This is a genomic window from Pseudomonas sp. KSR10, assembly GCF_022355455.1.
In the GTDB taxonomy this organism is placed as follows: domain Bacteria; phylum Pseudomonadota; class Gammaproteobacteria; order Pseudomonadales; family Pseudomonadaceae; genus Stutzerimonas; species Stutzerimonas stutzeri_E.
This window is the reverse complement of sequence record NZ_JAKOEN010000022.1, coordinates 202,540-228,321: the sequence shown is the minus strand read 5'-3', so window position 1 is coordinate 228,321 and position 25,782 is coordinate 202,540. Positions and strand designations below refer to the sequence as shown.

Sequence of the window (25,782 nt, the reverse complement as noted above, 5' to 3'; positions counted from 1 at the left end):
GTTTATCCATAACGATGAGCTGGTGATTACCCGCGACGCGGCTCACCGACAAATACCCTTAACCCGCATTCGCTCGGTCACCTCCAAACACAGCCTGTTCATGGTGCGCCGTTATCGCTCGTGGACGGATCACCTGGCATTTCTGGAGGTCACGCTGAACAACGGCGAGCGCGTTTACACCCTGGCTGAGAGCAAAGTGCTCGAATACCCGGCGGGCAAGAAAACGTTGAGCGCGATTCAGGCTGCTGTTCTTGCGGCCAAGACAAAGAGCCTCACATCACAGCCAAACCATGATGCGGGACGTTCGGTTTAGCGAGGTAGCCTGAGAGTAACGCGTGGAAAAGGCTTCGCCGTTTTCCACCCTACGTGCTCGGCGCCCCTGGAGCAACGACGGAACCCGCCGAAGCCGGCGGGACCCAGGGGCAAGATCTCTCCAACCATTCTCAGGGAAAGTCGGCCGGCTCAGCCTCGTAGGCCTTGTGCAGCAGCTTGATGAAAGGTCTTGCCTCGTCAAGGGTATGGGAGGCGATCGCGGTAACTGGAATCCCCGGCGTCCATGAGTTCATCACTGCCGCACCGGAGAGTTCGTTCAGGCGTTCAAGCGTGATGAACTCGTGGCGCTGCGGCACATTCAGGCGTGCAAGTTGACGCTGAACCATGCCCATCATGGTGCCTTTCAGCATTTCGGCCCGGGGCCAGATCACCGTATCTCCATCCCAGAACACCAGGTTCCAAATGGTGGCCTCACTCAGATGCCCGCGATCATCGAGAAACGCCGCATCGTCAAAGCCCTGCCGTATGGCCTGGTGCAGGTAGTAGGTCTTGCCTACTTCGCCGACATGCTTGATCGCGGCCAGAGGCCGCTGGTGCGCGATGGCACTCAAGCGTAACGGGCCTTTCGGTCCATCAGACGGAGCGGCGGTACGCACGAGCACGCCAGGCTCAACATCCATACTATCGGCGGTGAACTCGCCATGGGGAGAGAAGACGGTGACCGTCAGCGACTGGTCTCTCGCCCCCTCTTGAATCGCCATCCGAATGTACGAGCGCAGAAGCTCATCAGACGGCGCCCGGCCAAAAAACTCCAGGGAGGCATTGCGCAGACGGTCGAGGTGAAGATCCAGCGCCTTGACCTTAGCGTTTCTCACCTGCATCGCCGTGAAGTGTGCAAACCCAGCAAAAGCCAGCGGGTTGAGTTGCAACGCGGTGACAGGTTGACCATTGATGAATGAAGGGTAAGGGTTCGGTTGGGTCGCCATGAGAACAGCTCCTGATGGTGCTCAGTTGATCGAGCCCCTATCATCGACTCTGACAGCACTGTCAGAGTCAAGGCGAAAAAACGATGAAAATAGGCGAGCTATCCAAGCGTTCTGGCGTCAGTGTCAGAATGCTCCGTTACTACGAAGGCGAAGGACTGCTGAAGCCCAAACGCACAGCCAGCGGGTATCGCGATTATGCTCCGGAAGAATTACGCACCGTCGAGCGCATAAGGTTACTGGGCGCGGCCGGCATGACCCTAGCGACCATATTGAAGTTCTTGCCATGCGTGAGAGGCGAAGGCCTGGCGTTCGAGCCCTGTGACGAGCTGCGTAACGTCTTGTATGAGCAAATCCGCGTTGCCGATCAGAAGGCCGCAGAGCTGGCTCAAAGCCGAAAGGTTCTGGAGAGTTTTCTGCACGAAGTTGAGCGAGGCTAAGAAACCCTGGGCCATCGTGTCGGATGAAAAGCACCATACCTCTTTACTGACCTCAGGCAATCAGGTCGTTAACCGCAGTGCTCAGGACGTTTCTGAGCAGGTTCGAGGTGAGGAGCGCAGCCATCATCGTTGCAATATCTGGATGCGCCGTCGTTCAAGGGCTCGCCCAGGCGAGGAACAAGAAGCCGTCAGCGGTACCCCGAGGACTCACGATTGAAAGATTCAGCACGCGGTTTGTTGCTCGTGACGAGCGGTATCGTCTTACTCAGCTTCGATGGCCTATTGGTGCGGCTGGCGCAGGCAGACGGCTGGAACATCGTGTTCTGGCGCGGGCTGTTGATGTTCGTGGCCCTGGGCGTGTTCTCGCTGTCCGCCAAAAGCCGGGCAAGTATCAAGGCGCAACCGCTGATCAGCGCGGGCTCCGCACTGCTGCTGGCGTTTACTTCGATCTTTTTCGTGCTGGCTGTTATTCACACCACGGTTGCCAATGTGGTGGTCGTGCTCAGCACGGCACCGTTGTTCGCTGCGCTGTTCACACGCTTTTTCTTGCGCGAGCACGTGGGGTTGCACACCTGGCTGGCGATCGGCGTGGCTGCGCTGGGGATCATGATTGTATTCGCCGGTGCCTTTACTCCGACGGATCTGGCCGGTAACGGCTATGCGCTGTTGTCCTCGGCGGCGGTGGGCGCCAACCTCACGCTGCTACGCCGCCATCCGGCTATTGATCGGATGCCGCTGATCGCCCTCGGCGGGCTGGCGGCCGCGCTGATTGCCCTACCCAACGCCCAGCCGTTTAGCCTGGGCGCCACCAGCTACTGGGTATTGGCCGTCATGGGTCTGGTCCAGATGCCGCTGGCCACGCTGCTGATCAATAACGCGACCCGCTATCTGCCCTCGGCCGAAGTGGCGCTCTTCTATCTATTGGAGAGCGTGCTGGGATCGCTGTGGGCCTGGTATTTCCTGCAGGAGATGCCAGCCAGTGCGACGCTCTACGGCGGAGCGCTGGTCATCGCAACGCTGGTGGTACACGCCGGTTTGACCTTGCGCCCACGCCCGGCGCTGCCGGCCTAAACGGACCGGCTAGTCGTCCGGATAATCGCCTCGATCGGTGCATGGCTAGCTCGGCTGCCTCGCGCGAGCCAGCCCGAAGAAAGCACCGGAAAGGCTTGCACCGACAGACCGCCCTCTTCACGCATCGATGGGCAGTCAGGAGCATATCCACGCCGCAGCCGGCCAAACGCCGTGCATTCGAATAAAGGTCGGTCAGTTCCCTGAACGCTCGAAATAAACGCCACTGTTGACGGTGACAAAGACGCCGCTGTCGCAAGGGGAGCGGTTTCGGCTATGAATCCTGTGTAAGGATGGCTGAACAAGCAGGCAGGAACCACTGGTGCCGGAACCGTGGTTATTCTTGTTGGCCTCAGGGCCAGCAAACTCGTCAATACCGATACCAAGGGTGGAAAGCAAGCGCGGGGCAGTACGCGCGCACGGACAGGTTTCATTATCACTGGAGAGCAAGCAATGGCCGATACCAGCGAAATCCCGGCGCCAGGCGGGAATCTGATCGACACCGATTATCAGATCGGCCAGGACAATCTAGTCACGAACATCGGCCCCTTCGATGTCGACATCCACAACCCTGTGTTTGCTATCTCCGGTCTGATGACGATCGTATTTGTCATCTTCACGCTCGCGTTTCCGGACTTCGCCACCGGCATATTCAACGCTGCAATGAATTGGGTGACGGTCCGCTTCGACTGGCTTTTCATCCTTGCCTCCAACATCTTCCTGGTGTTCGCCATCGCGGTTGCTCTCTCGCCCTATGGCAAGGTCCGGCTCGGCGGAGTGAATGCGAAACCCGATTTCTCCCTCCTCGCATGGCTTTCCATGCTGTTCGCAGCGGGCATGGGTATCGGGCTCCTGTTCTGGAGCGTAGGTGAGCCGATGACGCACTTCGTGAGCTCCGTAGCGGAGGACGCCGGAAGCCCTGACAGTTGGGCTCCGCTGGGTGGATTGCCCGGAGACGTAGAAGGCTCTACTAGGCTCGGGCTTGCCGCCACGCTCTATCATTGGGGGCTTCAAGCGTGGGCCATCTATGCCGTCGTGGGGCTTGCTCTGGCGCTATTCGCCTTCAATAAAGGCCTTCCGCTGGCGATAAGATCCACCTTCTATCCGATCTTCAAAGAGCGGGTCTGGGGCTGGGTCGGCCATACCATCGACATTCTGGCCGTGCTTGCGACTCTATTCGGCCTTGCGACCTCGCTTGGGCTTGGCGCCGAACAGATCAACGCGGGCCTGTTCTTCCTTTATGGTGTTCCGGTTAGCGACACGACGAAAATCGTGCTGATTACGGTGATCACCGGTATCGCGACTTATTCCGTCCTGCGTGGACTCGAAGGCGGCGTCAAGCGTGCCTCGGAAATCAACATGATCCTTGCGTTCGTGCTGCTGGTCGCCGTGTTCGTGTTTGGCCCGACAGGCGCCATCGTGGAGCGGGTCGCGGACTCGGTCGTGAGCTATTTCGCCTATCTGCCGGCACTGTCGCAGCCCTTTGGTCGCGAGGACGCGAACTACGCACAGGGCTGGTCGTCGTTCTACTGGGCGTGGTGGGTTTCGTGGTCGCCGTTTGTTGGGATGTTCATCGCACGGGTGAGCCGCGGCCGCACGGTGCGCGAATTCATGATCTGCGTGCTTATCGTGCCTTCTGCCGTCTGCATCCTCTGGATGTCGATCTTTTCCGGCGTCGCCTTCGACCAATACATCAATGACGGTTACCGCGCGGTGGCGGATGCAGCGCTGGAGGTAAAACTCTTCGCAATGTTCGACCTCTTGCCGTTTACTCAAGCGATGTCCCTGTTGGGCATCGTGCTTGTCGCCGTTTTCTTTATCACCTCATCGGACAGCGGCTCGCTGGTCATCGACACCATTACCTCCGGCGGCAAAGACGACGGCCCCATTCCCCAGCGCGTATTCTGGTGCGTGTTCGAAGGCCTCGTTGCCATCGCTCTGCTCTTGGGTGGCGGCCTCAAAGCCTTGCAGTCCATGGTGGTAACGACTGGCTTCCCGTTCACCTTTGTCTTACTGCTGATGTGCGTCAGCATCATCATCGGTCTGAAAAGCGAGCTCATCGCACCGCGCCGGACCTGATGCAAGGGCGGCGCGATTACACCGCGCCACGTCTTCCTCCGCCTCGTTGTGCATTTAGCGCGCTGGAGAGCTAGCAAGTAGCCTGGAAGATACGCGTGGAAAAGGCTTCGCCGTTTTCCACCCTACGGCCGGTCCTCGCGTAGCGCGGCCCGGCGTTGTCGGTATCATCCCGTCAACTCACACAACCCGCCCGGCACCGCCATCACCCAATCCCGCACTGCCTGAATCGTCGGATCGTCCCGACGGCTTTCCGGATACACGAGGTGAAACGGCTTGCCCGGCATCTCCGGCCCAAACGGCTGCACCAGCCGCCCTTCCTTCAGTTCATCTTCGATCAATTGACGGCTCATCAAAGACACGCCTTGGGCGCCGATGGCGGCTGAGATGGCGTGGGTCTCGTCGGAGAAGACCAGCCCCGCGCTGACGTCCAATCCCGGCACGTTGGCTAGCTTCTGCCATGACGCCCAATGAATCGGGGCGGAGGCTGCGGCTTGAGCATGAAAGTGAATCAATGGGTGCTTGGGCAGCTCTGCTACATCACGCAAACCGAGGTGTGGGCTGCAGACCGGGACGAAGGTGTTGTCGAGCAACTTCTCCGCGACCAGCCCTGTCCAGCGGCCATCGCCGTAACGGATGGCGATATCCGCCGTGACGCCATCCAACGCGACCGGCTCGTGGGAGGTGTGAAAGCGCAGATCGATATCGGGATGGGAATCGCGCAGCATGCAGACCCAAGGCACCAACCAGCGGACCGCTATTGCGGGTGTGGTGCTCAGGGTGATCGCTTGCCGACAGGGCTTCGCACGGAGGCGTTCGACCGCCCCGCTGATGCTATCGAACGCTGTTTCCAGCACCTGGTGCAGCTCTCGTCCCTGAGTGGTCAGCTCCAACTTTCGTGGCTTTCGCAGGAACAGCGAGACGCCGAGCGATTCTTCCAGCAAGCGAATCTGGTGACTGATCGCCGTGGCGGTAACGTTCAGCTCATCGGCGGCCTGCTTGGCACTCTCGTGGCGGGCCGCCGCTTCGAAAGCACGCAAAGCGGAAAGCGAAGGTAACCGGCGGTGTGCCATGGCTGAGTTTTCCTCATCTGTATTGGAAAGAAATGGTCGTTTGTCGCCCATCGAGCCTAACTCTAGGCTGGGTCTACCGCGAATGACAGATGAATTCATTCACAGAGGAGACTCACCATGACGCACCTTCTACACCTTGATGTCAGCGCCCGCCCCGGCCTTGCCGGCAAGGACGAGCACGGCTCCCACAGCCGCAACCTCACCCATCGCTTTGTAAGCCAGTGGCGGGCCCAACGCGCCCAAGACAGCGTCATCTACCGAGACATCGGGCAAAACCCACCCTCCTTCATCAACCATGACTGGATCGCCTCCTCCTTCACGCCGGCGGAACGTCGTGAGCCGTGGATGAAGGAAACGCTGGCGGAAAGCGACAGGTTGGTCGATGAGCTGATTGCAGCTGATGTGCTGATCATCGGGACGCCGCTTTACAACTTCGGCATGCCCGCCGCGCTCAAGGCGTGGATCGACCAGATCGTGCGCCCGGGCCGGACGGTCGAGGTCGACGAAACCAAACTGCCCGATCCTTACGTCCCCTTGCTGGCCGATCGGCCACGGCACGCAGTCATTCTCACCGCCCGGGGCGGCATCGGTTTTGGCCCCGGCGGCGAGATGGCGCATATGAATCACCTGGAGCCGAACCTGGTGACGGCGCTTAACTTCATCGGCATCACCCGCATTCATCAGATCGCCATCGAAGGGCAGGAAACAGGTGGCGACGTGTTGGCGGCCTCGGTGGCCGAGGCGCTGCGTCAGGTGGACGTGTTGGTGGCGGATCTTCAGATGGCGCTTGAGCCTAGTCCTTCCATCCAGGCCTCCCAATGGCAGGTCGAGGCAGTCTAGGACTGCGATTTTGGCGGGGCTTGATCGTTCCCGCGTTTGAGTGGGAACGCAGCCTCCAACGCCCCAGCATCCACCAGCCAGCCAGCCAGCGCCTGAGGCAAATGCCCCGTCGCATTCCCGCTCGGAAGAACCCCGACTCGACGCCCCCTACCGCGCATCCGAATCGGGGCGCCCGACTCAAGCCGTGACGGCTACCTGCCGATAACTTAGTTACCCGCTACCGCTTACCAACGCATCGACTGGATGCGCTGCCAAGGCGCGGGGCCGCTCATCGCATTGGATTAGCGTAAAGAGCTCTCTAAAAGACGAAAGCGCAGGCCGGCGTGTGCGTCTTAACAATCGGCTAGAGGCTTCTACTGCAATGAAAATAAAGCACAAGCTGCTGCTGAGCTTTCTGGTCGCGACGCTTGTTCCCGTCCTTGTCGTGGCGCTGTTCACCATCCGCAACGTAACCGAGGAGGCCAAGATCCAGTTCGAGGAAAGCAGCAGCCTGGACGTCAAACTGGTGAACAACACCTTCGTGACCCTATTCGATTCGGTTGGCCACACCGTGTCGGCCATGGCCGACTACCCCGCCGTCCGTGACACCGAGGGTGGCGAGCTGACCACTTACTTCGGGCCGGCCCGTAAGCCCGGAGCGACCGCCACAGCTAACGGTGGCCGCGAAAAAGCTATCTTCGACTACTTCTCCGGTATCGGTAACAACAACCCGACCTTTGGCTACGTCTATATGAGCGATACCAAAGGCGGCTACGTGGAGTGGCCGGGCACTGGAGATTACGGCGATTGGGATCCGCGGCAGCGCCCCTGGTACGGCCTGGGTAAAGATGCCAACTTCCAGCTGGCACGCCGCGACGGCTACTACTGGGAACCGGACGACGCGGTTTATGTGTCGGTGCTCAAAGGCTTCAAGGATCAGTCCGGCAACTTCGCCGGGGTGGTCGCGGCGGATGTATCGCTCAAGGCCCTGACCGACATGGTCCAGAAAACCCGCTTCGGCGAAACCGGTTTCTTCATGCTGGTGGAGAGCAGCGGAACCTTGCTGGTCGACGGCCACCAGCCGACCAACAACTTCAAGAAGCTCAGCGAGCTGCCGGGCGACTACGTCACGGAAATCGCCAAAACAGAGAACGGCGTGATCGAGGTGAGCATCGATGGCGTCGAGTACCTGGCCAATGTGTTCACTTCGCCGACCCTGGGCTGGAAGTTCATCGGCTTCATGCAGACCGATGAAATCCTGGCCGGCGCACACAGGCTGGCCTGGCTGACGCTGATTGCCTGCGCCGTACTGGTCGTGCTGTTCGGTGTCGCCGGGGTCGTATTCGCCAATCGCATCGTCACCCCCATCAATCTCGTCAAGGAGGGACTGCGCACCATCGCCCAGGGCGAGGGTGACCTGACCCATCGGCTCCCGGTGCTGGCCCGCGACGAAACCGGCGAATTGGCCAAGTGGTTCAACCAGTTCATCGAATCCACACAGTCGATGATCACTGTCATCAAGGAAAACGCCATCAGCATGCACGGTGTTTCCACCCAGACCAACGATCGCACCACCGCCATGTCGGACAGCTTGCACCGGCAGTCGAGCGCGGTGGAGCAGATTGTCACCGCCGTGACCGAAATGTCTTCGGCCGCCAACGAGGTCGCCCATACCTGTGTGAGAACGGCTGAAATTTCCGAGCAAGGTCTGAGCGCGACGCACAACGGCAAACAAGTCATTGCCCGAAGTACCGCAGGCGTTAACGATCTGGGCGCGAGTATTCAGGCCTCGAGCAAGGTGATCCGCGATCTCGAACGCGAGACCGTGAGCATCAACAATATCCTGTCGACTATCCAGCAAATTGCCGAACAGACGAACCTTCTGGCGCTCAATGCTGCGATAGAAGCGGCGCGGGCGGGCGAACAGGGACGCGGGTTCGCGGTGGTGGCCGATGAGGTCCGCAACCTGGCCAAGCGCACCCAGGACTCCACTGGCGAGATCAACACCATCATCACCCTGCTGGTCAGCCGCATCACCGAAGTGACGGTGAGCATGGATCGCAGTCTGTCGGAATCGACCAAGGCCATCGAGCGGTCCGGTGAGGTCATGGGTGCTTTCGAGAACATCGAGAGTGCGGTGCAGATGATTCGCGACATGACCACGCAGATCGCCACCGCCACCGAAGAACAGCACCTGGTGACGGAAGAGATCAACCGAAACGTAGTCGCCATCAACGACGCGGTCGGACAGGTGACCGATCAGGCGACGGAAGTAGAGCGCTACTCACATGAGCAGCGCGAACTCAGCAGTGCACTCAAACAATTGGTGGGACGTTTCCGTACCGAGTAGCGGTTCAGGCGGCGCCTTGAGGGCGCCGCCGCGAGCCTTACGCTGAGAGCTTCTGGCTGAAATTATCGGCTGGCTTGCCAATATCGAGCCGATCCGCGTTCATCACCTTGTCCCAGGCTTTGACGAAGTCGTGGACGAACTTCTCGTTGCCGTCGGCCATGCCATACACCTCGGCCTGAGCGCGCAGCTCCGATTGCGCACCGAAGATCAGGTCCACGCGGGTGGCGGTCCAGGTGGGCTGGCGGGTTTTACGGTCGAGGCCCTGGAAGCGGTTCTTGTGCTCGGTGGCGACCCACTCGTTCTGCATGCTCAGCAGGTTGACGAAGAAGTCGTTGGACAGCGTGCCCACTCGGTTGGTGAAGACACCTTCAGGACCACTGTCCGCGTTGGTGCCCAACACGCGCATGCCACCGACCAGCACGGTCATTTCCGGCGCACTGAGGCGAAGCAGGTGCGCCTTGTCGACCAGCGCTTCCTCGGGCGCCATGAAATGCGACTCGTGATAGTAGTTGCGGAAGCCATCGGCCACCGGGCGAAGCGCTTCGAAGGACTGTGCATCGGTCCACTCTTCCGAGGCATCCATGCGACCCGGTGTGAACGGCACGGTGACGTTCACACCACCCTCCTGTGCCGCTTTCTCGATCGCGGCGCAGCCGGCCAGCACGATCAGGTCGGCCATCGAAACCTTCTTGCCGCCGGTGGCCGAGCCGTTGAACTCGGTCTGGATATCGGTGAGCTTGGCCAGCACGCGGGCCAGCAAGGCCGGGTTGTTGATCTCCCAATCCTTCTGCGGCGCAAAGCGGATTCGAGCGCCGTTGGCGCCACCACGCTTGTCCGAGCCGCGATAAGTCGATGCGGACGACCAGGCCACTGACACAAGCTCTGGCACGGTAAAGCCCATGTTCAACGTCTTCTGCTTCAACGAAGCGATGTCGGCTTCATCGATCAGCGAGTGGTCGCACTCTGGGATCGGGTCCTGCCAGATCAGTGTTTCCTGCGGCACCAGCGGGCCGAGGTAGCGTCCGATGGGCCCCATGTCGCGGTGGGTCAGTTTGAACCAGGCCTTGGCGAACGCGTCGGCGAACTCGTCCGGGTTTTCCAGAAAGTGCCGTGAGATCGGTTCGTAGATCGGATCGAAGCGCAGTGCCAGGTCGGAGGTGAGCATGGTCGGCTTGCGCTTCTTGTTCGGGTCGAACGGGTCGGGAATGATTTCCCCCACGTCCTTGGCTTGCCACTGATGCGCGCCGGCCGGACTCTTGGTCAGCTCCCATTCGAAGTTGAACAGGTTTTCGAAGAAGTAGTTGGACCACTGGGTCGGCGTCTGGCTCCAGATGACTTCCAGGCCGGAGGTGATGGCGTCCGCGCCCGCCCCGGTCTGGAACCGGCTGCGCCAGCCCAAACCTTGGTCTTCGATCACCGCGCCTTCCGGGTCCGGCCCCAGCAGCGAGGGATCGCCCGCACCGTGAGTCTTGCCGAAGGTGTGACCGCCGGCGATCAGTGCGACGGTTTCGTAATCGTTCATCGCCATGCGGGCGAAGGTTTCACGAATGTCGATGGCGGAGGCTTTCGGGTCCGGGTTGCCGTTCGGGCCTTCCGGATTCACATAGATCAAGCCCATTTGTACGGCGCCTAGGCCCGGGTGCAGCTGGCGCTCGCCACTGTAGCGCTCGTCGCCCAACCATGTGCCCTCGGGGCCCCAGAAGAGCTCTTCAGGCTCCCAGGTGTCGGCACGGCCGCCGGCGAAGCCGAAGGTTTTGAAGCCCATGGATTCCAGCGCCACGTTACCGGTAAGCACATAGAGGTCGGCCCACGAGAGGTTGCGCCCGTATTTTTGCTTGATTGGCCACAGCAGGCGACGGGCCTTGTCCAGCGAAGCGTTGTCCGGCCAACTATTGAGCGGGGCGAAGCGCTGCTGACCGCCGCCCGCGCCGCCACGGCCATCGGTAATGCGGTAGGTGCCGGCGCTGTGCCAGGCAAGCCGGATGAACAGGCCACCGTAATGACCAAAGTCCGCCGGCCACCAGTCCTGAGAATCGGTCATCAGAGCGTGCAGATCGGCGATCACCGCGTCGAGATCGAGGGAATTGAACGCGGCGGCGTAGTCGAAATCGCCCCCGTATGGATTGGAGCGCGGTGAATGCTGGTTAAGCGATGTGAGGCTCAGTGCCTCAGGCCACCAGTCTCGATTAGTTGGGCGTTTGCGGGGCGCACCTGCGCCATGCCCGAACGGGCATCCACCACCAGTGTTTTCTCCAGACTCAGCGTTCATGTTTTGCTCCTTATGGCTGTCGTTGACGCACTCACGCGTCGCTGAATAGAAACTTAGCAAACGTGCCAAGCCCGACCGAGCCATATAGATAGCAGCTTGTTACCGCTAAAATCCTTAAACGGTTCTTAAAATAACGCGATCATGCCGCGTACAGCAGCACATTAATTTGAAAATGGCCTGAGCATCATATTTGCCTATGCGTACGATAGGCGATGCTTGTTACGAGCAACGCAGCCCCTGCCATAGCTCGCTAGGCACCAATCGCCCGGTACAATGCCGCGTTTGCCTCACCGTCCCGGAGCCATTGTCGATGTTCACCCTCGCCCACTTGAACACCCCGCCGCCGGAATCGATCAAGAGCCAGGTGCTGCAGATGGTGGTGGACTATCTCGGCGATATCAGCCCTGTGTCCCTTACCCCCAACAACCCGCTGTATCAGCTGTATCAATACGTCGTGGGTTACGAAGTGCACCGCTACCTGGACAGCATGAATGGGGCGCAAGCAGGCAAGCCCGAACTGATCATTGCGCTGGATGCCAATGACCCGGCAAGCCTGCTCGGCTTCGCGCTGTATTTACCCTATGTGAATGATCCCGAAGCCTGTGCCCTGATCTACCTGGCGGTGCACGCCGAACATCGACGACAGGGCGTCGGCCGAGCCATGGTCGACGCGATGGTGGCGCGCTATCCCCATGCGGAAGTAGCCTGCGTGGCCAGCAAGGTGCCGTACTTTCAAGCGCTGGGCTTTCAGCCCTTGGCCGCTCGCGGCCCGCAAGTGGTGATGAACACCCGGAGCCAAGCGTCCAGCGGCATGGTGGCCGTGCAAGACCTGGAGCCGATTTTCCAGTCACAGGAAGTTCGCCAGATTCACACTTACCTGGTGCAGCAACACGGCACCAAAGCCATGAGCGACGCGGAAAAAAGCCGCGATCAGTTACTTGATGAGCTGGCGCAACAGGCCATTCATCTGACTCAGACGTCCTCGACGGCCAATCGCTTGCATTGACCGGGTGATGAAGCACATACGCCGAACCGCCCATCCGACCCTTCCGCGTAAAGCGTGACCCACACCACCAAACCGCGCACCAAGCCTTGCCTGGCTGGACCTTGGCGCTAATGTGCGCATGCTGGCAAATTAATATCACCAGCTATCTGCCTACACTCAGGAACGAGTATCTATGTTTAAGCACTTTATGATGAGCGCCGCGGCGCTGAGCTTCGCCGTGTTGTCCGGTTGCGCGTCGGTACCAATGGAATCTCCAGAAAAGGATCAGGCGTTCAAGTCCTTCTCTGCCCCTCCGCAAGACCAGGCTGGCCTGTACATCTTCCGTGACTCAATGCTCGGAGCCGCACTTAAGAAGTCGGTGAAGATAGACGGCGAAGTTATCGGCGAGACCGCCGCGAACACCTACTTCTACCGTCTCATCACGCCGGGCCCACACACTCTGGCCACCGAGTCGGAGTTCAGCGATAACCTCCTGGAGCTGAACGCCCAGGGTGGCAAGAACCACTACGTACGTCAGTCCATCAAAATGGGTCTGTTCGTTGGCGGTGCCAAGCTGACCGAAGTTTCGGAAGCCGAGGGCCAGAAAGCCGTGGCAGAGACCAAACTCGCACGCTAGTGCAAAGTGACGTTCGAACGGAAAGGCCCAGCAGATTGCCGCTGATCCCGGCACGCTAGCGGCCAGGACCGAATCCGTCGCCACAGCATAGAAGCCCCGCAATTGCGGGGCTTCGTTCATTGTTCGGTCGCAAAACGTCCGGATGGCTCGTAGTCTCACATGAAACAAGCCCTGACGCGCCGGCGGTTCCGGCCTCAACATTCAAGCTGTCAAAGCTTCACACAGACAAATATCGCGTTCCCCGAAGTCCCATTCCAAGGGACAATCTTCTCGTAATCGTGCTCAAGCACATGAACTTCGAAGGTCGGCTGCAATAGTTCGATCAGCTCACCGAAGCTCACCGCCACCATGCGGTGTTCGTCATGCCATACCTGGCTTTCATCGGCGACCGTCTTTTCAATGCGGAGCTTCAACAGCTGCTGCTCGCCTGCGCCGGGGTAGTGCCAACCGGAGCTGAAGCTGAACAGGCCGTCGGCATGCTGGGCGCTATGCGAAACGAACGAGCGGTTGTCGATGCTGTGCTTGTCCACTGCGTTGAAGCAGAACAGCCCGCCCGCCTCCAAGCCGCAGTGCACGCTCGCGATACAGGCTTTCAGCCGTTCGACGCCGGCGCTGTAGTGGATGGAGTACAGAAAGCAGGTGATCAGATCGACCGGCCCATCCAGAGCGAAACCACACATGTCCTGCACGGAGAAGCATGCTTCCGGGCAGCGCAGCGCCGCGCGGTCGAGCATCGGCTGGTTGATATCGAGCCCGCCGCTCGTGTATCCGGCATCGATGAAATGCCGCACATGCGGCCCGGTACCGCAGGCGAGATCCATATGCCGCCTGCCGCCGTTGCCGAACAGTTGCTGCAGCCGCTGGATACAGTGGCTCTGCGCGCGGTAATCGATATCGGCGCACATGAGATCGTAGTAGCCCGACAGGTCGGTATACAGAGCATTGCCGGGCATGATGGCCTGCTGGTCGAGCGGAGCATTGAGGGGCGCGCATCATAATCTCAACCCAACCACGGTGGAATGGCCACGTGGCTAAGGCGTCATCCACGAGGAAGCGGCAGATCATCTGCGCCATACAGGCGCCCCGAAGCTCCGCCGTCCTCGTCGCGCCAACCAATTACTCGTCCGGAATATCCGCCTCGACCAGCTTGGCCAGTAGCGTCAGCGATTCCTGCCAACCGAGGTAGCACGCCTCGGCTGGAATGACGTCGGGAACGCCTGCCTGGGTGATGTTCAGCTCGGTACCACAGGAAACCGGTGTGAACGTCACCGTCACTTCCATGGCGCCCGGCAGGCCCGGATCGTCGAACCTGTCTTCGTATCGGATCCGCTGGTTTTCCAGCAGCTCAAGATACTGGCCACCGAAGCTGTGGGTCGCCCCTGTGGAGAAGTTGGTGAAGGACATCCGATAGCTGCCGCCAACACGGGCATCGAGCTCATGCACCTTGCCGGTGAAGCCATTCGGTGGCATCCATTTGGCCTTGGCGTCAGGGTCGAGAAACGCGCGGTAGAGTCGATCAGGTGAAGTTCGCAAGACGCGATGAAGGCGGATGGTGCTGGGCATGGCTGTCTCCTTTGATTGCGGGTTTGCCTTGATGGCCTTGATAGTCGAACGAAGGAGAAGGATTTCGACGCCAGGCTTGAATTTTTCAGCGCACTCGCACTCGTCGCGACCCAGCGTGAAGCCACGAACGATATGCCCGCATCGGCCTGAGCCGTCCGACAATGCCGTCCAACGCCGAGCCGGTAGGTGCACGATTGGTCGTGATGGCGGCGTATTTTCATCAGCACGCACCACGACCGCGCCAAAAGATTTTAAGAAAGACATCCAGAAGGACCGCTAGGACAACCTCGATGATCCGCGCAGGATTCCGCCGCCCGGAGGCGTACCGGTAGCGGTGAAGCTGGCCGAGGGTGTCTCTGAACGGTCTGCGCATGAAAGATGGTGCCCGTTACGCCCGCCCCCCGCTCAGCACCTGCGGCAGCCACAGCGCGATTTGCGGCCAGCCGGTAATCAGGGCGGCGGCAAGGCACATCAGCAGGAAGAACGGCAACGCCGCCATGGCCACGCGGCCTATCGGCTCGCCCGACAGCGACTGGATGACGAACAGATTGAAGCCAACCGGCGGCGTTATCTGCCCGAGCTCCACCATGATCACGAGGAACACGCCGAACCAGATCGGATCGTAGCCGGCGGCGACGATCACCGGCAGGGTGATCGGCAAGCTCATGACGGTCAGCGAGATACCGTCGAGAAACATCCCCAGCAACACATAGAACAGCGCGATGGCCAGTAGGAGCAGGACCGGCGACAGCTGCTGGGCGGCAATCCAGGCCGCCAGCTCGCGGGGCAGATGCAGATAGGCCATGGCCGCCGACAGCATCGCGGCGGCCACCAACAGGCTACAGACCATGGCGGAGGTCAGCAGCGTACCCTTGAGCGCATCGAGGATCAGCGCGACGCTCAATTGCCGCTCGGCCGCCAGCAGCAACAACGAAGCCGTGACGCCGATGGCGGCCGACTCCGATGGCGTTGCGATGCCACTGTAGATGGCCCCGATGACCAGGCCGATCAGCAGCAGGATCGGCATCAGCAGCCCCAGCGCGGAGAGCAGACTGGTGTCGCCGCGAGGTTCGCGAGGCGCGACCTTGGCGTTCGCGACGGCTCGCACAATGATGAATGCCGAGAACAGCGCCGCCATCATCAGGCCGGGCAGCAGGCCTGCCATGAACAGCTTGATGATGGACACCTCGGCCTGCACGCCATAGACGATCATGATGATCGACGGCGGGATCAACAGCCCAAGACTGCCCGCACCGGCCAGCGAGCCGAGCGACAGGGCGCGGTTGTAGCCGCGGTTCGCCAGTTCGCGGGTGGTGATCTTGCCTACGGTGGCGGTGGTCGCCGCACTGGAGCCGCAGACCGAGGCGAACAGCGTCGAGCCGAACACGTTGGTGTGCAACAGCCCGCCCGGCAGGTAACGCGTCAGGGGCGCCAGGCCGCGGAACAAGCGCTCCGAAATATCCGAACGGAAGATCAGCTCGCCCATGAGGATGAACAAGGGAATCGCCGCAAGCTCCCAGCTGTTGCTCGCGCGAAAGAGGATTTTCGACATCATCAGGCCGATGCGTTCGAACCCGAAGCCGCCGAAGCCCCACAGGGAAAGAATCGCCGCCAGGGCCAGCGCGGCGAATACCCAGACGCCGAGCGCCAAGGTGGTGAGCAGGATCGCGACGACGCCAAGCGCGACTACGATCATCTCCATGCTTGCTCCTTAGGCGCGATAGTCGCCACGCTGTTGCAGTATCACCAGTGCGCGTACCAGCAGCGTCAGGCAGAGCATGCAGAGGCCGACCAGCACGGCCGATTCCGGGATCCACAGCGGCGTCTGCGCCATGGTGTCGCTGATCAGGTTGCGCTGATAGCTACGCTGCACGCCCTTGAACCAGATGGTTGCCACCAGGCCGAATGCCGCCAGTGCGCCCAGCGTGGCAGCCAGCTCCAGCGGCCAGCGCCACCGCGGCGCCAGGCGCTCGAGCAGGATCGAGACGCGGATCAGTCCGCCCTGCTCCAGTGCGTACGGCAGGCTGAGGAAGATCATCGCGGCCACGGCGTAGCCGATGAACTCATCGAGTACGTAGGTGGACTGGCTGAACAGGCGCAGCGCCACCTCGGCGAAGATGTGACCCAGCATATAGACGATGATCAGCATGCTGACGCCGGCGCCGAGGCGGTTGAGCCCGCCCGACAGACGCGCCATGGTTTGGATCACTGTTTGGCCTTCCATGCATCGAAGGCGGACATCACCTGCTGGCCTCGTTCGCCGGTATCCTCCAGCCATTCGGCAATCGCCGGCTTGGAGGCATTGCCGAGGAATTCGCGGAAGTCGTCCGGGATCGGATCATGAATTGCTACCTTGTGCTCGGCGAGCGTCTCGTAATTGCCCGCAACACGGCTACGCACCGCCTCCCAGTTGCGCGCCTCGGTGCGTTTGGCCGCCTCTAGAATCGCCGCCTGGGCCTTCTCGGATAGCTCGTCGAAGGCGTCTTTGTTCATGTGCACCATGTTCAGCGGAACGGCGTATTGCACACCACTGAAATCGCTCTGCTGCTCCCAGAAGCTGGCAGCCGCGCCGAGATCAGCCGAGGTCAACACCGCTTCGATGCCCCCGGTGGCCAGTTGCGGAACGACGTCGCCCCAAGCCAGGCTGATGGACGCAGCGCCGGCTTCCTTGAAGACCTGCGTGCCGGTGCGGTCGAAGGTACGAATCTTCAGATTCTTCAGGCTGTCGGCGGACACGATGGGCTTCTTGGCCCAGATTCCGGTAGGCGGCCAGGGCGAGGAATAGAGCAGGATCTGGCCGTTCTCGGCGAAGACCTTTTCGTATTCGGGACGCGCGATGTCGTACAGCGCCTTGGCCTCGCTCACGTCACTGACGATGAAGGGCAGGGACGACAAGAGCAGGATCGGGTCCACCCCACCGAAGAATGCCGCCAGGGTATCGGCGATCTGAACCGCATTGTCCGCCACGGCATAGAAGTGATCGGGCGATTTGTAGCCCAGGCTGCCGCCCATGTGCAGGGTGATGTCCACCTCGTCGCCAGCCAGTTCCTCGACCTGCTGGACGAAGAAGGTGTCCCCTTCGACATGAATGGAGCCGGCGTTGTATTCGCTGGAGAAATCCAGCTTCGGCGCCGCCGTCGCGGTGTTCAGGCCAAGCCCCAGGCAGACCGCCAGAGCCATTGTCTTCCATGTACAAGCACGCGTCGCAGTCGTATTCACGTTTCTGTCCTCGGTGGCTGGCAATGTCGCTTCGCGATCCGGGCGTTGCGTAGCCTGCGGCCAAAGTCCGCCCGCCTCGACGGAGCCGGATGCGAAAAGCGCTTCGGTTGAGCTTACGGGCTATCTGATGGCGCTATTAGCCGGAAAAACGACGGCCAAGTGCCAGTGAGCGTCGCGTTTCGCGGTCAAGACAAGATGCCGAAGCGGCTAATCGGGACACCAGCTCAGCTTTTTTTGATCAGTCTCGGCCGAAGTAGGCCATCTGCGTGCGGGCAAGCTGAGTCCCTGATCACGGCAAGCAACCGGCCGCGGACAGAGCTGTCCCGTATACTCGCGCGTTTTCCGCGTGAGTCTTCCCTTGTGAGCAACAAACGATATGCCTGCATCGGCCTGAGCAATCCGAAATCGCCGTCCAACGTGGGGGCAATCATGCGTGCGGCAGGCTGCTATGGCGCCGCCTCGGTGTTCTACACCGGCACCCGCTACGACCGCGCCAAGGATTTCATCACCGACACCAAGAAGGTCCATCAGGATATTCCGTTGATCAATATCGACGACCTGCGCAAGATCCTGCCGCTCGGTTGCGTGCCCGTCGCCGTGGAGCTGGTCGAGGGTGCTCGCGCCCTTCCCGAGTACACGCATCCGGATCGTGCGCTGTACATCTTCGGCGCGGAGGATGGCTCGCTGAGCAAGGAAATCCGCGACTGGTGCGAAGACGTGGTCTACATCCCCACCAACGGCTGCATGAATCTCGCGGCGACAGTGAACGTGGTGCTCTACGACCGCCTGGCCAAAGGCAACAACACCCGTTCCGGCCCGCAATTTGGCGCCGTGGCGAAAGGCACCTGATTCGCCGCCGCCACGCCTCGGGCACCCTGGCCGCCGACGTCAGCGATCGACTGACGGGCCACAATTGGCGCACGATATACATGAACGGTGTGACGATCAGGCTGTAGAGCCAGGATCGACGAATGGTTGATCTCAAGAACGCCCATGAGCCGGCCGCCCCAAGGAAAAGGTCGCGAATCGTCGATTCAGCCTAGTCGTTGGTGAATGCCAATCCATATCAGCGCTTGGTCAAGCCGAAACAGCGCGCCCTGATTCGGTTGGCGGTGTGATGACGCGCGGATAACGACGACGCCTGGCCCCGCCTTTTCTCCGGCGCATGAAATCCAAGCCCTTGCAAAGAGCCGGGACAAACCAGACGAAGCCGTACCGGTACGGGCCCTGCGCGGTCGCAGGCAACCGATCATGAGGCAGGCGCCGAGCGTCTATCGTTATGGGCGAAGAACCTGAACCAACCCTGCCGACCAAGCCGGTCAACCCGGCCTGACAACCTTAACGCCAGACGGCACGAAGCGATCAATATGACTCCAGAGATCAACATACGCCGGCTCACCGCGAACGATGTCTTGCACATGCGGAACATGCTCGCCATGTTCGGGCAGGCTTTCGAAGACATTCCCACCTATACCAGGGATCAGCCCTCGACGCCGTATCTCGCCGAGCTTCTGTCTGGCAACAGCTTCGTCGCGCTCGCTGCGTTCGAGGACGATCGCGTCATTGGCGGGCTGGCTGCCTACGTGCTGCCGAAATTCGAGCAGCCGAGGCGCGAAATCTACGTCTACGACCTGGCAGTCGCACAATCGCACAGACGCCTCGGCGTCGCCACGGCGCTGATACGAACGCTACAACGCGTGGCCAAGGAGCTGGGCGCCTGTGTCATCTTCATCCAGGCCGACTACGGCGACGAACCGGCAGTGGCGCTTTACACCAAGTTGGGCACTCGCGAAGAGGTTCTGCACTTCGATATCAACACCGAATCCCAGGATAACCCCGCCTGACGCGCTCATTCCTTGTGGGCACATCAGTGCGCGACCCGGTACGTTTTAGCTCCCTCACAGCCCCGCTTGCCGGTCTGCCACCAGTGCAATGGAGCCGGCAGGCAGACCGAATCACGCCGGTGAAGGCGTCGCCTGCGTCAGCGGCTGCCACGCCGCCAGTGCGCTACGAGCGATGCTTTCGAGCGCCTCGCGATCCGCGCCGTCGCGCGCCTGGATCGACATGCCCTGTTGCACGGTGATGTAGTAGCGGGCCACGGCTTCGAGATCCACGGTGGGTGAGAGTTCTCCACGCTCGATGCCCTGGGCCAGATGTTCGGCGAGCAGGCGGGTGTTATGCGCGCGCCTGGCGGCTAGCTCGGCGCGGACGTTCGCACTGGCTTCCGTCGCGTGCAGTGCGGAAAGGATCACCAGGCAGCCACGCGGCTTGTCGCTGCGGCTGAACTCGCGCGCGGTGGTCATGAGCAATGCCTCGACCGTGCCATAGGCGGTCGACGCAGCCAGCGCCGACGCCCAGATCGGTGCGCCGTCCGTGGCGCTGTAAAGCGCTACTGCCTCGCGGAACAAGCCTTCCTTCGAGCCGAAGGCGGCGTACAGGCTCGGTGAGCCGATGCCCATCGTCGAGGTGAGTTCCGCCATCGAGGCGCCTTCGTAACCTTTTTCCCAGAACAGCTCCATCGCCTTCGCAAGCGCCTGTGTCCGGTCGAAACCCCTGGGTCTGCCGCGCTCTGCCATCGCTCTCACCAATTATGTATTGATCGACACAGAAAATGATTGACAACCTTTCCGAGGCCACCGCATTCTGTATCGGTCATTATATATTGAGGAACAGCTCATGTATCCACTCGAAGGAAAACGCGCTTTCATCACCGGTGCAAGCCGGGGCATTGGCGCAGCCATCGCACGTCGTCTGGCAGCAGACGGTGCTGACGTCGCCATCGGTTATGAACGTTCTGCAGGCCCAGCACAGGCGCTCGCCGACGAGATCGTCGCCCAGGGCCGACACGCCGTGGCGGTCCAGATGCAGGCCTCCTCGCCGGATTCGATCCGCGAAGCGGTGGACCAGGCGGCTGAGCAGTTGGGCGGATTGGACATTCTGGTCAACAACGCGGGCATCATTCGCGGCGGCCCGATCGAGACGATGAGCCTGCAGGACATAGACGACACGCTGTCCATCAACGTGCGTGCGGTAATCCTTGCGTCGCAGGCCGCGCTGACACACATGCCGGAAGGCGGCCGGATCATTTCCACCGGCAGCAACCTGGCCGAGCGCGTACCCGAAGACGGCCTGAGCCTCTATTCGGCAAGCAAGGCGGCGCTCGTCGGCTGGACCAAAGGGCTGGCACGTGATCTCGGCCCGCGAGGCATTACGGTGAACGTGGTGCATCCCGGTTCGACCGATACCGACATGAACCCGGCCGAAGGCCCCCGTGCCGAAGCCCAACGCAACCGCATGGCGATCAAGCGCTATGGCCAAGCTGCAGACGTAGCGGCCCTGGTCGCGTTTGTCGCCCGCGACGAAGCCCGCTCGATTAACGGCACCGGACTGACCATCGATGGCGGCGCCAATGCCTGAGCCCGGGCAAACCGGGCGCGATGCGGTCTTGCGGCACGCACTCTGGCTACTTGCACCGGCCATCACACTGGTGGTCGCCAGTGAGTTCGTGGTGGTGGGGCTGCTGCCGCTGGTGGCCGGCGAACTGGGCGTCTCGCTCGCCGAAGCGGGACGCCTGACCGGCCTGTTCGCGGTGTCCGCAGCGGTGGCCGGCCCGGGGCTGACCTTGCTGGCGAGCCGCTGTCCGCCTCGCCACGTCATGGCGGCGACGTTGCTGCTGTTCGCGCTGGGCAATGCGGTGATGGCCTGGGCATCGGATTTCAGCCTGTTGCTGATGGCGCGTATCGCACAAGGCGCGGTGCTCCCTGCGTTCATCAGCGTTGGTGCGGCAGTGGTGACAGCGCTGGCGCCACCAGAGCGCAGAGGCAGGGCGCTGGCCAACGCCAATCTCGGTTTCGTGCTGGGCGTGCTGTTGGCATTACCGGCGGGTGCAGCACTCGCCCAATGGGGCAGCTGGCGTTTGCCGTTCATGCTGCTGACGGTCGGGTCGTTGGTAGCGGCGGTGGTGATAGGGCGAAGCTTTCCCGTGGGGCGTCCCGCCGACGCTCCTTGTGTAGCCGAACAGCTCGCTCTATTGCGTCGGCCGACGTTCCTCGGCCATCTGCTGGTGACCATTCTGTTGTTCGCCTCGATGTTCGCCGCCTACACCTTCGTTGGCGCCTGGCTGGATGCGTCGTTGGCCCTTTCCGGAAGCCAGCTCGCCATCGCCCTGCTGCTCTTCAGCGCGGTGGGCGTGCTCGGCAATGGTCTAGCCGCTCGTGTGGCCGATAGCGCGCCGGTCGCAGCAACGGTAACGGCCGTGCTAGCGCTGGTCGCCGCCATCAATCTGGCCCAGGCATTTGTCGGCGTACTACCGGCGATGGTCGTGCTGCTTGGCGTCTGGAGCGTCGCACACACGGCCGGCGTCACACTGAGCCAGGTGCGGGTGACGATGGCTGGCGATCACGCACCGGCGTTCGCCATGACCCTGAATATTTCGTGCGCCAACCTGGGCATCGCCGCTGGTGCGTTCGCCGGTGGCTGGGGCATCGATCGATGGGGCCTGGACGCTATCGGCTGGGTACCGATCACCTTTGCGGCGCTGGTCGTGGTGCTGAGCGCCCTGCTCGTCCTCCCGCCCTCACGTCGTCCCCGCCCCCTTGGGCAACGCCGCGAATCCGCCGGATAAGCGCGCGGTAGAGCAGGCCCTGGGTGGCGCTTAGGTACAGTGCGCCTGTCGATCACCTCTCCGGGCGACGGGCGCGCTTGGTCCGCCCGCGCTTTAGCGTTCCCGGCACCGCCGCTTTCAGCAATCGCTGGAACGTAGGGCATTCGGCATGGCTGGGTGCCGGACAGACGGCGGCGTGGCGCAGACCTTTGCTCATGGCACGAAGACGCCTGATGGTCGCGTCCAGTTCATCGGCCTTGGCCGCCAGCATGGACCGGTCGATGTTGGGTGTGCCGTTGGGCGCGAACATCGCGCGAATTTCCTCGAGCGTGAAACCGGCCGACTGGCCGAGCGCGATCAACGCCAGTTGATCGAGGACCTGCGGCGCGAAACGACGCCGTTCGCCGGGGCGGCCGAGCGAGGTAATCAACCCCTTTTCTTCGTAGAAACGCAGCGCTGACGCCGGTACGCCAGAACGTCTGGCCACATCTGAAATATCCATGAGCGAGCCTCTTGACCTCAAGTTCACTTGAACTTGTAGAGTCGCGCCGAAACACCATTCAGTCAATCAGCGGGAGGCTCCCATGACATCACTGACGCACTTATTCATTCTGGCCTGTGGCCTTGGTATCGGCGCAACCGCGGTCATGGACCTGTGGTTGATGGTTCTCAACCGCCTCGGGGTCGCGACACTCAACTTCGCCTTCATCGGACGCTGGGGCGGTCATCTGCTGCGCGGCCAGCTTAGGCACGAAGCGATCGCCAAGTCACAGCCGATCAAAGGCGAACTGGCCCTCGGCTGGCTGTTGCACTACGCAACCGGCATCGCCTTCGCCGCGCTGCTGCTCGCCTTCCAAGGCAGCTCATGGGCCTTCGAACCGACGCTGCTGCCGGCATTGGCGATGGGCCTCGGCACCGTCGCCGTCCCCTTGTTCCTGATTCAGCCTGCCATGGGCTCTGGCTTCGCCGCGCGCCGGACGCCCACACCACTGAAGAACTGCCTGCGCAGTCTGGTTAATCACGGCGTGTTCGGACTCGGCCTGTACCTGTCCGCCGTAGCGCTCGCCGGCTGGCTGAAATGAACGCGCCACTTTCTTACCCACGAAACTCCGTTGGAGAGCACGCCATGACACACATCGCCATCATCTACCACAGCGCCAAGGGCCGCACCGCGCACATCGCCCGAATGATCGCCGAAGGGATCGGCCAGGTGTCCGGCACCGAAGCGCAGCTGCTCGAGGCCGGGGCGCTTGCCTCAGCGCCCGACACCATGCTGCCGTTCGACGGTTATATCCTCGGCTCGCCGACCTATCTGGGTGGCGTGTCGGCGCCGGTCAAGGCGTTCATGGACGCCACCGGGCCGCTGTGGCGCACGCAGCGATTGCGCGGCAAGCTGGCCGCCGGCTTCACCGTGTCGTCGCTACCGGCCGGCGACAAACAGTCCACGTTGCTGTCGATGTTCACCTTCTGCATGCAGCACGGGATGCTCTGGGTGGGCAACCCGATCCTGCCGGAGCAGCACCAGGGCGTGCCTTATGAGGAGGCTGCCAATCGCCTGGGTTCCTGGTCCGGGCTGATGGCTCAGGCGGACAAACAGTCGGCTGCCGATGCCTTCGCGCCGGGCGATATCAGGACGGCGCGGATGTTCGGCCAGCACTTCGCCGAAACGCTGCTGCGCCTGCACGGCCAAGTGCCAGTCGCACCGACGCTGGAAGCCTGCTGATGATCGCCCGTCGATACGCCCCGCTGCTGTTCGCACTGCTGCTTTCCGGGTTCATGTCGCTGATGGTATCCGGCATCTCGACGCTGCGCGCGACAGGCCCGGTACCCGGCTTCCTGGGTCTGTGGGTCAGTGCCTGGCTGGCGGCCTGGCTGTTCGCCTTTCCTGCGGTGCTGCTGGTCACGCCGTTGGCCCGTCGCGCGGTCGAGCGGCTGGTCAAGACCGAGTGATCGACAATCCCGTGCTGACGTGGCGAGCTGTCCCGCCACATCGTCGCCGGATCTGCCGGCTCGCGGCCAGCGTTATCGCGATGGTATGGACTGGAAATGACGCGTGGAAAAGGCTTCGCCGTTTTCCACCCTACGCCCCCAATCAAATGCCGCGGCTCTGCTAGGCTCAGTCGTTCGCACTTCACTGAGAACCAGCAGTGACACCTGGAGGGAAACCATGACCGGCGCCGAGCTCACCGATTGCTACCGCGGCTATATTGCCTGCCTGAATAGCCAGAACTGGCCGGAACTGGGCCGTTTCGTCGACAACGAGGTGCAGTACAACGGTCAACGAGTCGGTCTGGACGGTTATCGCAGGATGCTAGAGGAAGACTTCCTGGCGATCCCGGATCTGCATTTCAATATCGCCCTGCTGACTGTCGAGCCGCCACATGTGGCGTGCAGGCTGCTGTTCGACTGCACGCCAGCAGGCACGCTGTTCGGTTTTCCGGTCAATGGAAAGAGGGTCGCCTTCAGCGAGAACGTGTTCTACGAATTCCAGAATGGGAAGATTCGGCACGTTTGGTCAGTGATCGATAAAGCGGCGGTTGGCGCCCAGGTCTAGCACCCAAGGCGCGCGATCACGGTTACAGGTCGTTTGCATGCCAACGCGATGAAACGCCGCTGGGCAATCCACGCAGCCCGTTAGCCCGACTTTCGTTTGCGCTCGCCTCAGGAAATGTCGATCTGATAGCGAAAGCCATCGGCCGTCGCGCGGGACATGCGGTATTCCAGTGGGGACCGATCGTAGCCCAGAGCCGTTCGCTCGATAACAACTACCGGCGCGCCCTCGTCGATCGACAGGGTCTTCGCCATGGTGCTGTCGGCTGCGCCGACGGTGAGCGTTTCCTTGGCCGAGGCGATGCACTGGCCGCACTGCTGCTCGTAGAACGGATAGAGCAGTTCGCCAAAATCCTCGGAGTCGATCTCCAGTAGCGCCCCGAAACGTGTGGCGGGCAGCCAGATTTCTTCATGGAACAGGGTCCGGCCTTCGATCATGCGCAGCCGTTCCATGTGCACAACCTTCTCGCCGTGCTCCAGTTTCAGTGCCATTGCTACCTTCGGCGACGGCTTTTGCAGCGTCTTGGACAGGATTCGGCTGGTGGGAATTTCGCGCCCACCGCTGGCGTTCACCTGCCGGAAGAAGCGCGCCAGCGACGCATCGAAGTTGGGCCGGCGGACGAAGGTACCGCGACCCTGGCTACGCAGCAGCAAACCTTCATTGACCAGCGTATCCACGGCCTTGCGCACCGTGCCGATGGCCACGCCGTAAAACTTGGTCAGTTCCGCTTCGGTCGGAATGGGCGCACCGGGCGTCCATTCGCCGGCCGCAATCTTGGCCAGCATTTCTTCCCGCAAACGCTGATAGAGCGGCAAGCGTTGGTCGTATCCAAGTGTCGGGGCATTCATCTTTTATCGGTCCTGTTCCGCAGCG

Annotated in this window: 26 protein-coding genes and 1 pseudogene; 16 read left to right on the top strand and 11 right to left on the bottom strand. The window is 61.5% G+C overall.

All coding sequences use genetic code 11. The features are described from left to right. Positions 1-313: pseudogene (locus tag MCB86_RS18765) on the top strand (hypothetical protein); the annotation flags it as partial. Between the two features lie 130 nt (positions 314-443). Here MCB86_RS18765 and MCB86_RS18760 read toward each other — a convergent pair. Beyond that, the gene (locus tag MCB86_RS18760) at positions 444-1,259 is read right to left on the bottom strand and encodes an aminotransferase class IV family protein (RefSeq protein WP_239611842.1); all 816 of its coding nucleotides are present in this window, start codon (positions 1,257-1,259) and stop codon (positions 444-446) included. An 83-nt stretch (positions 1,260-1,342) separates the two neighbouring features. Here MCB86_RS18760 and MCB86_RS18755 point away from each other — a divergent pair, with 83 nt between their 5' ends. From MCB86_RS18755 to MCB86_RS18745, 3 genes are all read left to right on the top strand, one after another. Then, complete coding sequence (locus tag MCB86_RS18755) at positions 1,343-1,696, top strand: MerR family transcriptional regulator (protein ID WP_045162980.1); 354 nt, start codon at positions 1,343-1,345, stop codon at positions 1,694-1,696. A 213-nt stretch (positions 1,697-1,909) separates the two neighbouring features. Continuing rightward, positions 1,910-2,767 (top strand): DMT family transporter, encoded by an 858-nt coding sequence (locus tag MCB86_RS18750; protein ID WP_239611840.1) that lies wholly within the window; start codon positions 1,910-1,912, stop codon positions 2,765-2,767. A gap of 450 nt (positions 2,768-3,217) precedes the next feature. After that, positions 3,218-4,843 carry a BCCT family transporter gene (locus MCB86_RS18745; RefSeq protein ID WP_045162983.1) on the top strand — a complete coding sequence of 542 codons (1,626 nt, stop codon included), beginning with the start codon at positions 3,218-3,220 and terminating at the stop codon, positions 4,841-4,843. 164 nt (positions 4,844-5,007) lie between these two features. Here the strand turns inward: MCB86_RS18745 and gcvA are convergent, their stop codons facing one another. After that, complete coding sequence (gcvA, locus tag MCB86_RS18740) at positions 5,008-5,913, bottom strand: transcriptional regulator GcvA (protein ID WP_239611839.1); 906 nt, start codon at positions 5,911-5,913, stop codon at positions 5,008-5,010. A 117-nt stretch (positions 5,914-6,030) separates the two neighbouring features. Here gcvA and MCB86_RS18735 point away from each other — a divergent pair, with 117 nt between their 5' ends. Next, positions 6,031-6,753 (top strand): NAD(P)H-dependent oxidoreductase, encoded by a 723-nt coding sequence (locus MCB86_RS18735; RefSeq protein ID WP_239611838.1) that lies wholly within the window; start codon positions 6,031-6,033, stop codon positions 6,751-6,753. Positions 6,754-7,114: 361 nt separating this feature from the next. Further along, positions 7,115-9,082: a methyl-accepting chemotaxis protein gene (locus MCB86_RS18730; RefSeq protein ID WP_239611837.1), complete on the top strand. Its 1,968-nt coding sequence runs from the start codon at positions 7,115-7,117 to the stop codon at positions 9,080-9,082. Positions 9,083-9,119: 37 nt separating this feature from the next. Here the strand turns inward: MCB86_RS18730 and katG are convergent, their stop codons facing one another. Continuing rightward, complete coding sequence (gene katG, locus MCB86_RS18725; protein WP_239611836.1) at positions 9,120-11,351, bottom strand: catalase/peroxidase HPI; 2,232 nt, start codon at positions 11,349-11,351, stop codon at positions 9,120-9,122. A gap of 310 nt (positions 11,352-11,661) precedes the next feature. Between katG and MCB86_RS18720 the strand changes: the two genes are divergently transcribed. Continuing rightward, complete coding sequence (locus MCB86_RS18720; RefSeq protein ID WP_239611835.1) at positions 11,662-12,357, top strand: GNAT family N-acetyltransferase; 696 nt, start codon at positions 11,662-11,664, stop codon at positions 12,355-12,357. A 172-nt stretch (positions 12,358-12,529) separates the two neighbouring features. Then, positions 12,530-12,973 (top strand): DUF2846 domain-containing protein, encoded by a 444-nt coding sequence (locus tag MCB86_RS18715; protein ID WP_045162989.1) that lies wholly within the window; start codon positions 12,530-12,532, stop codon positions 12,971-12,973. Between the two features lie 209 nt (positions 12,974-13,182). On the opposite strand, the gene MCB86_RS18710 is transcribed toward MCB86_RS18715, so the two are convergent. The 5 genes from MCB86_RS18710 to MCB86_RS18690 form a co-directional block, all read right to left on the bottom strand. After that, a complete protein-coding gene (locus MCB86_RS18710; RefSeq protein WP_239611834.1) occupies positions 13,183-13,926 on the bottom strand; it encodes a class I SAM-dependent methyltransferase in 744 nt (247 codons plus the stop codon). Positions 13,927-14,089: 163 nt separating this feature from the next. Continuing rightward, the gene (locus MCB86_RS18705; RefSeq protein ID WP_045162991.1) at positions 14,090-14,536 is read right to left on the bottom strand and encodes an SRPBCC family protein; all 447 of its coding nucleotides are present in this window, start codon (positions 14,534-14,536) and stop codon (positions 14,090-14,092) included. A gap of 388 nt (positions 14,537-14,924) precedes the next feature. Then, on the bottom strand, positions 14,925-16,238 hold the full coding sequence (locus MCB86_RS18700; protein ID WP_239611833.1) for a TRAP transporter large permease subunit: 1,314 nt from the start codon (positions 16,236-16,238) through the stop codon (positions 14,925-14,927). A gap of 9 nt (positions 16,239-16,247) precedes the next feature. Then, positions 16,248-16,745 carry a TRAP transporter small permease gene (locus tag MCB86_RS18695; RefSeq protein ID WP_239611832.1) on the bottom strand — a complete coding sequence of 166 codons (498 nt, stop codon included), beginning with the start codon at positions 16,743-16,745 and terminating at the stop codon, positions 16,248-16,250. After that, entirely contained in the window at positions 16,742-17,755 is a 1,014-nt protein-coding gene (locus MCB86_RS18690; RefSeq protein ID WP_239611831.1) for a TRAP transporter substrate-binding protein, read from the bottom strand. Before MCB86_RS18690 ends, MCB86_RS18695 begins: the two co-directional genes overlap by 4 nt. Before the next feature lie 360 nt (positions 17,756-18,115). Between MCB86_RS18690 and MCB86_RS18685 the strand changes: the two genes are divergently transcribed. Together MCB86_RS18685 and MCB86_RS18680 are read left to right on the top strand one after the other, a co-directional pair. Beyond that, positions 18,116-18,604, top strand: coding sequence for an RNA methyltransferase (locus tag MCB86_RS18685; protein WP_239611830.1), 489 nt, complete (start codon positions 18,116-18,118; stop codon positions 18,602-18,604). A gap of 518 nt (positions 18,605-19,122) precedes the next feature. After that, positions 19,123-19,599 carry an AAC(3)-I family aminoglycoside N-acetyltransferase gene (locus MCB86_RS18680; protein ID WP_239611829.1) on the top strand — a complete coding sequence of 159 codons (477 nt, stop codon included), beginning with the start codon at positions 19,123-19,125 and terminating at the stop codon, positions 19,597-19,599. A 111-nt stretch (positions 19,600-19,710) separates the two neighbouring features. Here the strand turns inward: MCB86_RS18680 and MCB86_RS18675 are convergent, their stop codons facing one another. Further along, positions 19,711-20,331 carry a TetR/AcrR family transcriptional regulator gene (locus MCB86_RS18675; RefSeq protein WP_045162995.1) on the bottom strand — a complete coding sequence of 207 codons (621 nt, stop codon included), beginning with the start codon at positions 20,329-20,331 and terminating at the stop codon, positions 19,711-19,713. A 100-nt stretch (positions 20,332-20,431) separates the two neighbouring features. Between MCB86_RS18675 and MCB86_RS18670 the strand changes: the two genes are divergently transcribed. Next, the gene (locus tag MCB86_RS18670) at positions 20,432-21,172 is read left to right on the top strand and encodes a 3-oxoacyl-ACP reductase family protein (RefSeq protein WP_045162996.1); all 741 of its coding nucleotides are present in this window, start codon (positions 20,432-20,434) and stop codon (positions 21,170-21,172) included. Further along, positions 21,165-22,379, top strand: coding sequence for an MFS transporter (locus MCB86_RS18665; RefSeq protein ID WP_239611828.1), 1,215 nt, complete (start codon positions 21,165-21,167; stop codon positions 22,377-22,379). The genes MCB86_RS18670 and MCB86_RS18665 overlap by 8 nt, the downstream gene beginning before the upstream one ends. A 52-nt stretch (positions 22,380-22,431) precedes the next feature. Here the strand turns inward: MCB86_RS18665 and MCB86_RS18660 are convergent, their stop codons facing one another. Further along, positions 22,432-22,860: a helix-turn-helix domain-containing protein gene (locus MCB86_RS18660; protein ID WP_239611827.1), complete on the bottom strand. Its 429-nt coding sequence runs from the start codon at positions 22,858-22,860 to the stop codon at positions 22,432-22,434. 82 nt (positions 22,861-22,942) lie between these two features. On the opposite strand from MCB86_RS18660, the gene MCB86_RS18655 reads away from it, so the two are divergent. From MCB86_RS18655 to MCB86_RS18640, 4 genes are all read left to right on the top strand, one after another. Further along, on the top strand, positions 22,943-23,440 hold the full coding sequence (locus MCB86_RS18655) for a DUF2938 domain-containing protein (protein ID WP_239611826.1): 498 nt from the start codon (positions 22,943-22,945) through the stop codon (positions 23,438-23,440). A 44-nt stretch (positions 23,441-23,484) separates the two neighbouring features. Further along, positions 23,485-24,081, top strand: a complete 597-nt coding sequence (locus MCB86_RS18650) for a flavodoxin family protein (RefSeq protein WP_045163000.1) — start codon at positions 23,485-23,487, stop codon at positions 24,079-24,081. After that, entirely contained in the window at positions 24,081-24,308 is a 228-nt protein-coding gene (locus MCB86_RS18645) for a DUF2798 domain-containing protein (RefSeq protein WP_239611825.1), read from the top strand. Before MCB86_RS18650 ends, MCB86_RS18645 begins: the two co-directional genes overlap by 1 nt. A 217-nt stretch (positions 24,309-24,525) precedes the next feature. Further along, complete coding sequence (locus MCB86_RS18640) at positions 24,526-24,912, top strand: ester cyclase (RefSeq protein ID WP_239611824.1); 387 nt, start codon at positions 24,526-24,528, stop codon at positions 24,910-24,912. A gap of 107 nt (positions 24,913-25,019) precedes the next feature. On the opposite strand, the gene MCB86_RS18635 is transcribed toward MCB86_RS18640, so the two are convergent. Further along, complete coding sequence (locus tag MCB86_RS18635; RefSeq protein WP_239611823.1) at positions 25,020-25,757, bottom strand: GntR family transcriptional regulator; 738 nt, start codon at positions 25,755-25,757, stop codon at positions 25,020-25,022. Positions 25,758-25,782 lie beyond the last annotated feature (25 nt).